Origin of the sequence: Pseudodesulfovibrio sp. 7M6, assembly GCF_050058625.1 — a bacterium.
In the GTDB taxonomy this organism is placed as follows: domain Bacteria; phylum Desulfobacterota; class Desulfovibrionia; order Desulfovibrionales; family Desulfovibrionaceae; genus Pseudodesulfovibrio; species Pseudodesulfovibrio salinus.
On the sequence record NZ_CP188816.1, the window covers coordinates 3,436,653 to 3,449,056 of the forward strand.

At 58.6% G+C, this 12,404-nt stretch carries 10 protein-coding genes; 3 read left to right on the top strand and 7 right to left on the bottom strand.

Features of this window, described 5'->3' with window-relative positions:
- Positions 1 to 21 precede the first annotated feature (21 nt).
- Entirely contained in the window at positions 22 to 492 is a 471-nt protein-coding gene (locus tag ACI0FG_RS16120; RefSeq protein ID WP_419786029.1) for a lysozyme inhibitor LprI family protein, read from the top strand.
- 100 nt (positions 493 to 592) lie between these two features.
- Complete coding sequence (locus ACI0FG_RS16125) at positions 593 to 2,038, top strand: M48 family metalloprotease (RefSeq protein WP_419786030.1); 1,446 nt, start codon at positions 593 to 595, stop codon at positions 2,036 to 2,038.
- Positions 2,039 to 2,118: 80 nt separating this feature from the next.
- On the opposite strand, the gene ACI0FG_RS16130 is transcribed toward ACI0FG_RS16125, so the two are convergent.
- From ACI0FG_RS16130 to ACI0FG_RS16150, 5 genes are all read right to left on the bottom strand, one after another.
- Complete coding sequence (locus tag ACI0FG_RS16130) at positions 2,119 to 2,973, bottom strand: hypothetical protein (RefSeq protein WP_419786031.1); 855 nt, start codon at positions 2,971 to 2,973, stop codon at positions 2,119 to 2,121.
- 2 nt (positions 2,974 to 2,975) lie between these two features.
- Positions 2,976 to 3,197 (bottom strand): hypothetical protein, encoded by a 222-nt coding sequence (locus ACI0FG_RS16135; protein WP_419786032.1) that lies wholly within the window; start codon positions 3,195 to 3,197, stop codon positions 2,976 to 2,978.
- Positions 3,187 to 4,977: a portal protein gene (locus ACI0FG_RS16140; RefSeq protein ID WP_419786033.1), complete on the bottom strand. Its 1,791-nt coding sequence runs from the start codon at positions 4,975 to 4,977 to the stop codon at positions 3,187 to 3,189. The genes ACI0FG_RS16135 and ACI0FG_RS16140 overlap by 11 nt, the downstream gene beginning before the upstream one ends.
- Before the next feature lie 2 nt (positions 4,978 to 4,979).
- Positions 4,980 to 5,291: a hypothetical protein gene (locus ACI0FG_RS16145; RefSeq protein ID WP_419786034.1), complete on the bottom strand. Its 312-nt coding sequence runs from the start codon at positions 5,289 to 5,291 to the stop codon at positions 4,980 to 4,982.
- Between the two features lie 348 nt (positions 5,292 to 5,639).
- On the bottom strand, positions 5,640 to 6,665 hold the full coding sequence (locus ACI0FG_RS16150; RefSeq protein WP_419786035.1) for a hypothetical protein: 1,026 nt from the start codon (positions 6,663 to 6,665) through the stop codon (positions 5,640 to 5,642).
- Positions 6,666 to 7,338: 673 nt separating this feature from the next.
- On the opposite strand from ACI0FG_RS16150, the gene ACI0FG_RS16155 reads away from it, so the two are divergent.
- Positions 7,339 to 8,436, top strand: coding sequence for a LuxR C-terminal-related transcriptional regulator (locus tag ACI0FG_RS16155; protein ID WP_419786036.1), 1,098 nt, complete (start codon positions 7,339 to 7,341; stop codon positions 8,434 to 8,436).
- Positions 8,437 to 8,571: 135 nt separating this feature from the next.
- Here ACI0FG_RS16155 and ACI0FG_RS16160 read toward each other — a convergent pair whose 3' ends face one another.
- Positions 8,572 to 9,255: a CBS and ACT domain-containing protein gene (locus ACI0FG_RS16160; protein WP_419786037.1), complete on the bottom strand. Its 684-nt coding sequence runs from the start codon at positions 9,253 to 9,255 to the stop codon at positions 8,572 to 8,574.
- A 79-nt stretch (positions 9,256 to 9,334) separates the two neighbouring features.
- A complete protein-coding gene (locus tag ACI0FG_RS16165; protein WP_419786038.1) occupies positions 9,335 to 12,178 on the bottom strand; it encodes a hybrid sensor histidine kinase/response regulator in 2,844 nt (947 codons plus the stop codon).
- Positions 12,179 to 12,404: the final 226 nt, after the last annotated feature.

Genomic DNA, 12,404 nt, shown 5'->3' on the forward strand with positions numbered 1-12,404 from the left:
GCCGGGCAACCCGAGGCACTCATGCAAAAAACCACTATTGGAACAGGCTCTTCCGGTACGATGCAATATATCCTCGGGATCATCTGCGTTCTCACTCTTGTCGGCGGTCTCCCGGCCTTTGCCCAGGAAACCGGTGCCCCTGCCCCGGCCGAATCCTCGTCCGATCCATTATCCGATTGCAGCGTAGCCGAGATAGACCGGCAGATGTACGCCGTCATCGCCAAGATCAAAGCCGAATATGCGGACGACACGCATTTCCTGGAAAAGCTGGACGCGTCGCAGACCGCATGGGAGGCGTACCGGGAAGCCTACCTGTTATCGATCTATCCCGAGAAAGACGTCCAATACATGTACGGCAGCGTCTTCTCCAGCTGCTGGTGTTTCCGCTATACGGAAAAGACAAAGGAACGGATCAGCGAGCTCCGGATATGGTTGGACAAGGTTGAAGAGGGCGATGTCTGTTCCGGCAGCATCCGATTTATAGGGCAGTGAAAACCACAGATGGAAACATTGCGTGAGCGTTGACTCTTTCCGTTTATCCCGACATGTGTATCGGCAACACGTCAACCTCTGTTAACAGAAAGAGAATCCAATGCATCGCTCATTTTCCTTGGTACTGACCCTTACACTGCTCTTAACTTCCGGCTGTACAGTGCCTTTTTTGGGCAACCGAAACGGCATGGATGACACTCCCGGTCCGATCATCGCAAAGCTCAATCCGAGGCAAACCTCCTCCAAAAGGGTTGAAGGTATAGCCATTCCGAAGAAAGCCCTCCAGAACGCCAGACTGACAATTGGCGTGGCACGTAATAAAGAGCTTGAAAGCTACTTGAATGCCATTCTGCTGAAAATTCAGGCATCCTGGCCCGGTGAAGTAGAGCCCAGCTATGTTTTCATCCGTCCGAACCCGCAATTCGAGGCTTTTACGCGGGACCATGCGATATTCCTAAACTATGGGATCTTGAATTGGCTGGAGAGCGAGGATGAAGTTGCAGCACTTCTCGCCTACGAATATTCTCACATATTACTGAAGCACAAGGCGGGAAGCTATATTTACCAATCCTCATGGCCCTGGTACGAGCTATTCGGCTCCGCCTACAGCAAGGAAGCGATACAGACCGCTCTCAGCGAGTCTGGAAACAAAATCATCCCCTTTGCCGACGACAGAATCAGCCATAAAGCCCTAATCCCCGTGTTCTCCCGAAAACAAAAGGAAGAGGCGGATGCTTTGGCAACGGACCTGTTGCTGCGATCCGGATACTCGCCGGAAAGTCAGATCAACCTGCTCTCAAGGCGGGACACATGGGAGAAGGGAGAAGCCGAACTGATAACAAGTGCGAATGCGGCAAGACGGCAACAAACTCCACGGGCTCACGTCTTCGGCCCAGACTGTTTATACGCATCCTATCGTTTGTCGAAGTTTCTTTTTATGTTCTCAAGCTACTACCCGACAGAAGAACGACAATCAGCTATCAAAATTTACATCCATAGATGGTATCCTAACAGCGCTCATCCAGCCCCCCAAAAGACCCCCTTGGAAACGATCCTGGGAGCAGTCCCGGTCCGGGCATTCCTTGCCGGGCTGGAAGAGATGGAGGCCGCGAGGCAGGCCATGTACAGTCATCAGATTGAGAAGGCGTGGCAACACATCCAAAGTCCAAGCTGCACGTCCCAAGCCGAAGAAATCAGCTATATCCGATATGTGGAACAGATGATCGTTGACAAAAGCGGCAGGCTTTCGACGGAACAATTGGAAAGGGACTGTGCCAAACCACACACCCTGCTCCCGGAATACCGGCTTCTCATCAATGCATATACAGCGACGGACAAGGAAAAAGCCCTTCAGATTGCCGAGGCCGTATTCAAACAATTCGACAGCCCCGAAATTATGCTTCCCCAGCTCATCCGGCTATACAAGATACAAGGGAATCCCCGGAAGGCAGCAACCTATATTTCCCGATGCGAATCAACGGAAAATTCCGAGCTTATCTCCATTTGCCAAGATTCTGCCGCTGAAGGGGACAAAACAGTCCATTAGACTACAGGAGAGCCCTTCTCCAAACGCGCCGAGCTCGGGCCGAGGACAAAACAGTCCCCGGCCCGTTTCCATTGAACCGCCTAGCTGATGCGGTTGCCGGGGGTATAGTCTCCGGGGTAAAGGGTCTTGAAACCATCGCTGACCTTTTTGACAAAGGCGTTGTCGCGCTTGAGCGGATCACTGTAGCGCGGGTCGCGCATCATCTCCAGGAGCTTGTCCTTGGAGAGTTCCTCTCCCCAGCCACGGGCCGAGCCGCGCAGGCCGCCCTCCAGCACCAGGGGGGCGACGCGGGCAAAGGCGCTGATTACCGTGGCCCGGTTGCCCGCGCCGGTCTCGTTCAGGGCCTCGACCAGCTCCTGGCCGCCGATGGCCTCGGCCGCACGCAGGGCACTGTCCAGCAAGGACGGCGTGTCCCCCCGATGCACGGAGCGCAGGGTTTCCAACTCGCTTTCGCGCAGCTTGCGGTCACCGGCCTCCAGTTCATGCTGCGTATCCAGCACCAGAGGCAGGAACCACTCGTACAGCCCGGAGACCTGGGCCGGGGTCAGGCCCAGCTCAAATGCCCGGTTGCGAAAACCGGAGATCAGGGCCTCATGCAGCTCAAAGCCTTCGGGAAGCTCCATCTCCGGCAGGGTATACCCGTCCGCGGCCTCGGGACGGCCGAGCGCACCGTAAAAGGCGGCCCGATCTTCGGGCGCAGCGTCCTCGCCCGGCAGGCGGACATACCCTTCCGGGGCCTTGCCCAGCAGTTTCTGGGCGTGGACAAGCGCCTTCACGGCCTCGTCCTTGCTCTTGTAGTCCTTGAGGCAGGGATGGTCGCGCAGGGCGATTGTTTCGGGCCGCCCGTCCTTGCCGGGCTGGGTCACGGTCCACTCCTCGGGCAGGGTCTGCCGCCAGTTCTCCTCCGCCGAATTTTCCATCATTTTCCTGTTCATGCTTAATCCTCCTTTTGGATGAAGTTTTTCTCGTCCAGCATATGTTTCATGTGCAGCACCAGAGAGCGTCGGCCCTCCTGAAACTGGGTCCGGCCTGGCTCTGCAGAGAAGGTGGAACGCCAGAAGCTTCCGCGCATCTCAAGGTCGGCCATGACCCGTTTCCCGTCCTCGCCGTCGAACACGCGCTTGTAGGCGCGGTGCAGTTCCAATGGGCTATCCTGCATTTTCTCCTCCCAGAATCCTTGATGCGACGGCAGCAACTTCCGTAGGGACCGCTACAGAACCGGCAGCCTTTCCGGTCCCGTCCGGCGCTTCGGGTGAAACGCCGCCCTCCCCAGCCTGCGTGGACACACCGCCCAGGAGCATATTCCACAGTTCGGTAAGCACGCTGGGCCGGTCGGTGTAGGATTCCGACAGGGTCTTGGCCATGGAGACCACGCTCCCCACAGTCTGGGTCAGCCGGGCAGTATCCCCGGCCTTGGACTTCTGCTCGCGAGCCTGCGACACATCGGATTCCGGCTTGATATAGTCGGACGGGGTGTCGAACAGCTCCGCCGCGTGGCGGGCCACCCGGTCGGTATTGAAGTTGTCCATGATGCCGTAGGGATCGCCGGTTCCGACAAGGGGCGCGAGGTATTCCATGGTCCGGGAAAGGCCCTGGGCCTCGTACTGCTTCTGGGCACGGGCCATGGGCGAGGTGTAACGCACCTCGATATTGTCCGGGGTCAGGCCATCCGGAAACCGAGGCAGTTCCCCTGCCCGCAGCAGGATGCGGAACACGCGCCGGATGAGCGGGCTGAGGAACTCGGTCTGGAGCCTTCCCAGCACCGGGCCAAGCACACGCATCTTTTCGCTCTGGCGGATGACCGCCTCGGTGGCCGTGCCCATCTGGCCCTCGGGCTGCAACTGATCGTTAAGGAAGATGCGGCGGATGGACTCGCGCCGCTGTTCCATCATCTTTTCCGTGGCCGCCAGATCAACGGCTACCGGCAAGGATTCGATGCGGTCCGAAGTCCCCGCCCGATAGTAGGACAGGCCTCCGGGGCCGGAACGAACCGGACCGAGAAAACCGTCGTCCGGCACCATGAGCGGCGGATCGGCCATCTTCTCCGCGGCCATGAGCGCGGTGCGGCCCATGGCGTTGAGCACCCGAGTGTCGGACAACGCGGTCTGCCCCGGTCCCCGGCCGTATATCTCGCCCGCCGCCTTGGCCCAGCGGGGCACCAGATAGGGCATTTCCAGATACCCGGATTCCTCCAGGACGTGCTCCGCCCCCATCTCCAGATAGACACTGCCAAAGGGGAAGTTGGCCGCGCCGAATCCCATGGGATCGCGGTCCGAACGCGGAAACACCGCGTGGAGGATACGCACGGGCGTCTCCGGGCTGTCCACGCCCTTTTGCCGGCCCTCGGCCGAGAGGGCGTTGCCCCACTCGCGCAGGGCCTGCCGCGCCGGAATCTCGTAGCTGCGGTACACCGTGTCCACCATGCCGCGCGCGGACTCGGCCACAAAGACCTCGCCCAACGGCCGGGTCGAGAATCGGACCGCGTTTTCCGGGTCAGCTTCCACATACATCACGGCTGTGCCCAGCAGGGCCACGTCCAGATACAGCTCGTGCACGTTGGATTGAAATCCCGTGTCCTCGCTGTTGAACACCGCGAGCATCCGCTCCCGTGCCTGTTGCAGGAAGGTGCGGACCTCCTCCTCGTCCCCGATTTCCGCATCGCGCGCCCGGATGTCGAACCAAACCTGTGACGGATTGGTCAGCAACCCGCCCAGGGCCGAGGCCAGCAGCTCCAGCGCGTGCATGGGGGCCGAGTCGAAAATGCGCTCGTCCCCGGCTCCGCCACGCGGCAGCGAGGTGGAGCCGGACCCGGCAAAGCTGTCCTTGCGCGGCAACATGTAGTCCGCCAGCTCGCGCCATGTGGGAACCCAAGGACGGCGGCGTTCATCCAGGCCGTGATACCGGTCAAGGAGCGACCGGGCCAATTCATCGTCACGCATGGCTACTCTCCCAGCTTTTGTTTGAGCTTGGCCGTTGCCACGGGCGCGCTATCGCCCAATCCCGCCCCGCCGGACAAAAGCGTGGTCTCCGCCGCCTTGGAGCGCACCGACTTCTCAGCCGTCCTCGCCTCCAGCACCTTGTCCCGCTCGCGTTTGCGCTCGGCGGCCTCCTCCTGGCGCTGTTCCTCCTTTTCGGCAGCCCGCTGCGCCTCCAGTTCGGCCGTATTGTCCGAGGGCTTATGCGGTTTCGGCTGCATGAATCCGGTGGCCGCGCCCAATACCGTCTGAATCAAACCAATGGAGCTTCCTCCCATAATGCAAAACCTCCTGTTCGTGTTTGCGCAGGAGCATAGCCCCGGTTTTCGGCATCGGGAAAAAAGGCGAGAATAAACGGGTAAACGGGTAAAAAAGGTATAACTTGGCAGCTTGACAGACTTCGGGAAGAGGATGCCTCCGGCGGCCCCTTCGGGGAGACCAGGGCGCTGCCCTGGACCTGCCAAAGGCCCAAGGCCTTTGGAATCCGCTCTCCGCTGCGCGGGGGGTGTAGACTGGGAATTGGGTGAGCTCTAACCTGGGGGAATTGGCGGGTCCAGGCTATTCGGCTGCTACAAATGGATTATTCAGGGGAATGCGTGTCCGGAAAGCCCCTTCGGGTTGCCCGATCAGAAGGAGTGGCTGATCTCCAAGCCCAGCTTGCCGGAGAACGAGGACTCGCCGACCAGGTGAGCGGGTCCGGCAATGTTTGCATTGGCAGATTGGCCGCTGGACATGAGCCGGGGAACATAGGACAGGTATCGTAGTTCACCGGTAAAGTTGAAATCCCAGTCAACTTCCACGGGGATGGATACCGAGGCCTGGAGCGTTCCCCGGTAGGCCCGCTCGTACTTATCGAGGCTCAAGTAGCTTGTCATGCCGATATCATTAGGAGTATCCCAGTCTCCACTATACTGCGTGTGGGCGAAAGCCACTCCGTGCGTGGTTTCCAGCTCGATGGCCCAACCATTCATTGGCAATGTCAACCCGACTCCGACCAGCAGCCCTTTGTACAGGGTTTCGATCTCGTCAACAAAATACGTTGGGACATTGACGCCGCCATCACCAAAATCCATTCTATAGGTCGTGTCCCTCTCCTGAAACCACAATCCGGCAAAAGGACGGATGTGCCAATCGTCCCTGCCAAAGGTTTTGCCTGCAACCAGGGCCGCACCGTATTGCTGGAACTCGAATTCAAGTTCCATTTGGGAATTGCCCCAGATTCCCCCGGTTCTCGTGGAGACTCCATCTAATGGAAAGAATACAGTGCCGTGGGTATGAGCGGGGTCGCTGCCTCTATTAGACCGGAAACAGTAGTTCTCTACATACGCGTATTCGACCTTGGTCTCCACAAACCACTGGTCGGCAAGCTCCCTACCCAATGTGGCCTCAACAAGTGGGGCCGCAATGGGGCCGCCCGCGAGTGTTATGCGGCTGGGATTCGTCATCGTGAGGGGGGCGAGACTTGTCACGTCAACATCCCACGTCGGCGCGTAGTCGGGCACGTCCACGACATACAGGGAAAACCCGCCACCGAAATACCAGTCGGTAGCGTTGTCTGCACCACCATCCGCCTGGGCATGCACTACCAGCGAGAGAACCAGGAAGCACACCGCACAAGCCAGATAGGCCAACTTTCGTTTCCGTATAAACATGAACAACTCCCCGCAACAGGCTTGCGCCTCGTCCGCTGTCCTGAGGGAAAGGCCAAAAGCGCCAGCCCGACTTTTCCCTGAAATCCTGATCGCGTTTGCTCAGATTCTGAAGATGCCCCCGATGCATCTCAGGATGCTATTTCATGAAATCTCTTTTTTACACTTACTCGCAACTCTACTTATCCTGATCGAAGCCGATCTTTACGGCTGTTGAACAGTCTCGAAGAAAGAGAAGACGTTAAACCACGCAAGCATATTCACCCAAAACAAGGATCTTCAAGGAAAAATCACTGTTAAAAACCGTTAAAGCAAAGCACTGCGCACCGCACTCATAGATACGCTCTTTTCAAGAAAAGAATCCTCATTAAAAATCAAAATACTTCATACCCCAATCTGTCCATCGCCCAGGGAAAGACAGGCAAATCCAGCCACACAGGAACAGTGTCTTGGTCCGTTGTGAAAACTGTGACCACAAGTATCTGCGGGCTTGTTATTGTAAGCGGGTGGGGGGGGGCAGCTTGCCATCACTAAAAGACAACAGCAGACACGGTGAAAAATTGAATTCCGCGCAGCCTCGGCTTGACTCAGGGAACATCCATAGGATTATATGATTTGGAAACAACCACTTGTTATTCAACCTCCTCCACAAAGATGTTTTTTTAGAGAGAAATGCATGTCCAAAGCTGTAGAAAAAGCAATCAGGGAACTGGTGCTGGCCAAACGCGAAAACACCTCTTTTGCATCAGCTCCCGATTACTCAAAAGCAGACGCCTTGCGGCCATTTTGGGAACAGATGGAATCGACGGGAAATCTGATCATCATCATCTGGGACTATGCAAAGAATGACTTTCTCTATCTTTCCGACAAATTTTTTACGTATTTTGGATTCGATTCTGAGAACGTTTACCAGGAAAAACTGGCCTATCCCTTGAACAGGATGGTTCCCATTGACGCCATGATCATGATAAACGGGACCACCTATCTTTGGGATTACGTGTCCGATCTCCCGATTGATCAGCGCAAAGATTACAAGGTGATCGCTGAATTTCGGATGCGAAACGACCAGAATAAAATGATCCGCGTCCAATACCAGAAAGTTACTCTCGAATTGACGGATACGGGCGAAGTCTGGTTCAGCATGATGCTTTTTGAACTCTCCCCGGACCAAAATATGGAAAACATTGGCAATATCTCGTGTATAGATGCCGTCTCCGGAAAAGCCATCCTGACGGTGGAACAGGTCAAGGAAAACATTCTCAAGAACATATTGTCCGAGCAGGAAATTGATGCGCTCAAGCTGATGGCAAAAGGGAAGGACACCGGGCAAATCGCCGCAGCACTCGGCATCAGTGAAAAAACGGCAGACCTTTGTCGCACAGACATTTTCAGCAAACTCAAGGCTGCAGATATCAACGATGCCACGGCCTTGATCAAGGATGTATTTATTGATTCCGCCCCTGCATCGCTGCCGGAACGTATCGTTGATCTGATGAACCTGACCATTCATTACTGGGTGGAATCCACCGGCCGGACAAAAGCGGACCTGGCAGAGGATTCTCAAATATGGCGAGTATATCACGACCAGAACGGATGGCGGCGGACCCAGACTCTGGATAAATACCTGGATATTCACACCCTGCCGAAAAGCCCCCGTATCACCCAGGTGCTGCAGACAGCCTATTACGTTTTAAAAACCTGCCGGGCCCCGTCCGACCGAAGGCATCAGCTTGAGGCAGCAATCAAAGGGGTAAGGGAAAAACAAGGGCGATGAATGGCATTGCAGCCATGAAAGCGCACAACCGATTTTCATCCAAGGCTCAGACGTTCGAGCCAATCGCCTTCCAGTGTGTGGACGAGGCGTTTATCTCACCCACAGTCTCTTTTGAACGAGAGGGCCAGCGAAGTCCTACGGTCGCACCAGATCCACGGTGATGCCTTCGTTGACGTAGTAAAGCAGGATGTGCTCCTGCTGAAGCGTCTCGACTATCTCCTCAACGGAACGGTCGCCGGTCCGGTCCAGCCGGATGTAGACGCGGCGGTAGCCGGGACAGGAACACTCGTTGGCCGCGAATACGCTGGAATAGCAGAGGCCAAGTTCCCGGATATCGTCCAGCAACCGGGCCAGGGGGCCGGGCCGGGCTTCCAGCCGAAAGGCGAACTGGGTGCCGGAACGCATGGGACCGGCGGCGGCACAAAGGAAACGCATGACATCGGCCTGGGTGATGATGCCGCAGAGCTGGCCGCCGTCCACCACGGGCAGGCCGCCGATCTTGTGCTTGACCAGCAGGTCGGCCACCTCATTTATGGGGGAGTCCGAATGGACGGTGATGGGGTCCAGGGTCATGATATCCCCGGCAGTGAGGGTGTAGAGCCCCCCCCGCTTGCCGTCCACGGCATCACCGGGGATGAACTTGGAGGGCATGGCGTCCCGAATGTCCCTGTCGGAAACAATGCCCACCAGCTTGCCCGCGTTATCAACCACAGGGAACTGCCGGATATTCTTTCCCCGCAGAATCTCCGCCGCATCCAGCACCGAATAGCTTACGCCAAGTGTGATGACGTTTTCCGTCATCCAGTCTCTGACCAGCATCGCCCCACCTCCTGATCACCATGTATTCCCGACAATACCGGTCGAGTTGTTGTAGTAGCTCTGCAACGAAATTGCAACGCTACAGCGACTCCGCGTAGTTTCGCACCACGCCAACCAGCGACCTGAACGCCTCGCGCAGCGCGGCCAGCGGTTCGCGCACGGCGTTCACGCCGTTCCGAAGGCATTGCCGCTCCAGGCTGCGCGCCTCGTGCACCAGCTCCATGGCCAGGACATGGCTACCGAGGTTGGCGATGGAATGCGCGGCAGCCCCCACGGCCTCCACGTCGCCATCAGCCAACCCGCGATCCAGTTGAAGCAGCTTTTGCCCCGCCTCTCCCAGGAACAGCACAAGAATTTCCCTGAGCAACCCGATATCCCCCCGGTAACGGGAGACAAGCGCATCCAGGTCGTAGCCCCCTCCGGCGGCTCCGGCAGGCGCGATATCCGGCCGGGGTGCGGGAGCGGAATCCGACAGTTCACTCTGGTCATCCAGGCACGGACGGCCATGCATGGCCCGGTCCATGGCCCGAAACAGCACTTCCATCTCAACGGGTTTGCTCACATAGCCGTCCATGCCCGCCTCGATCATGCGATCACGGTCGCCCTTCATGGCATAGGCTGTGAGGGCGATAATGGGAATGGAGGGATCAAAGGCCCGGCCATCCCCGGACCGGATGCAGGCCGTGGCCTCCAGGCCGTCCATCTCCGGCATCTGTATGTCCATGAGCACCATATCCAGGCTCCGGCCGTGCCGCCGCAGTGCCTCCAGTCCTTGCCGCCCGTTTCCGGCCACGGTGACGCGGTAGCCCGCCTGCCCCAAGAACTGGGTCATGAACCGTTGGTTGAGCGGATTGTCCTCCACCAGCAGGAGGTGCAGCGACCGGGCGGACGAACAGTCGGGTGTTCCCATCTTCCCGGCGCGTACACCCCGCGCCCTGGCGAAGCGGGCAGTAAAAATGAAGGTGCTGCCCCGGCCCGTTTCGCTCTCCACACTGATCCCGCCGCCCATCAGCGAAACCAGTTCCCGGCAGATGGCCAGCCCCAGACCTGTGCCCTGGTGCCGCTTGCGCACCGAGCTGTCGCCCTGGACAAAGGCGTCGAAGATAGTGGGCTGCATCTCGGCCGGAATCCCCTCGCCGCTATCGCTGACAGTGAACCGAAGACACTGGCCGTCCGGCCCCTCGCTGTGCAGGGCAACGCCCACCCGGACGTACCCGTTCAGGGTGAATTTCAAGGCATTGCTCACCAGATTGCGAATGACCTGGGCCAGCCGCGAGGCGTCACCATTGAGCATGTCCTCGATTCCTCCGGCGATATCCAGGTTGAATTCCAACCCCCTCCCACGGGCCTCGGCGGCAAGGGGTGCCACCGTACGCTCCAGCATGACCTGCAGGTTGAAGTCCGACGGCTCCAGCTCCAACCGACTCGCCTCCACGCGGGAGAGATCCAGCACATCATTGACGATGTCCAGCAGGGAACGGGCCGCATCGTGGATCATGTTGACGTGCTCGCGCAGGTCCGGCGGCAGGTCCATGGAGACGAGCATCCCGGCCATGCCCAATATGCCCCCGATGGGGGTGCGGACCTCGTGGCTCATGTTGGCCAGGAATCGACTCTTGGCCCGGCTCGCCTCCTCGGCCCGCCGGTTTGCGGCCTTGAGTTTCCCCTCCATGCGGCCGCGCAGCACGGCTGATCCCAGGATGTCCGCCATCATGGTCATGGCCTCGATCTCGGCCGGCAGCCAGTCCCTTTCCCGGCGGTGTTCCGAAAGCCCGATGAGCCCCCACCACCCTCCATCGGCAAAGACCGGAATAAGCATCAGCGAACGGACGCCGGTCCGTTGCAGGTACTCCCGTTCCTCGGCATGGAGATCGCGGGCATGGCAGGCAACGGCCTTGCGGCCGAGCAGCAACGGAAGCAGACGCTTGTAGAGAATGGCCGCAGGTTCCTCCGGCACTCCCGGACTCTCTTTGAGAGGGGACAACCCGTCGAGGGCCCATTCGCCGAGAATACCTCCCTCTCCGGCGGAAGGCATACGAAAGACATAGGCGCGGGAAACATCCATGGCCCGGCCAAGGTCGGCCAGCCACTCTTCCATCTTCTTTTCCCCGTTCGCCTCGCGCAAATATCCGGCGGCGCAGGCCCCCACCACCTGCAACACGGCGTCCCGCCGGAACAGGACGTCCTCGAACTCCCGCTCCGGGGTCACGTCGCGCAACATGCCGTAGGCCCGGACCACCTCGCCCCCAGGTCCGTGCTCCACCCGGCGATGCAGATGCAGATGCCGGACGCCGTCCCCTGCCCGAACCCGGTATTCGAAGTCCAGCGGCCACCCCTGTTCAAAGGTAGCCTTGTTGGCCTGCTCGAAAATCTCAATGTCGTCGGGATGCACGAAACGGCGGATGGTCTGGAAATCGAGTCCAAGGCCGCCGTCCACATCGCCGAGGATACGCCGCGCCCCACGGGACCAGGTCGTCCGGCCCTCGGCGTCCGCTTCCCAGGCCCCCATCCAGGCGGTCTCTTCCACCCATTCATACAGATTCCGGATTCCATCCAGGCTGTTTTGCAGATTGCGCACCCTCGCCAGATGACGGAAACTCCGGTCCAGATCCCCAGGCCCGATCCTGTCCAAGACAAAGGCGTCAAAGGCTCCGGCTTCCACGGCTGTCCGCACCGCATCCTCATCCGGCAGCAGGGCCACGACCTCCACGCCATGCTCCACCCGAATCCGCTCCATGGCGCGCAGCCAGCTTTCATCCCCGGCATCCGGCACCAGAACGGTTACATCAACGGGAGACTGCTCCAGGCAACGTACCCCGCGTGACAAAGCGCCGTACTGCGCGGATTCGCAATGGCGGCCACCGAGCAGGGAAACAGCTCGATCCCCATCCACATTTTTTCCCATCAGCAACAAGATACGCAAGACGAGCCTCCCGAACGGATCAAACGGCGTCATTTGGCATCAACGCTACCTTTCTCCGCACGTCCGGACAACCCTTTTAGCAGACATCCGTCTGAACCATACAAAATGGTACCGCCCGGCAATTTCAGACAGCAATCCTCTGAAAAGACGGACTGTTTGGTCTGGCGTCCCCTTGCTTTATCCGCATCCGGGGTTTACACGAATAGGGCAAAGTTTTTTCCCGGAT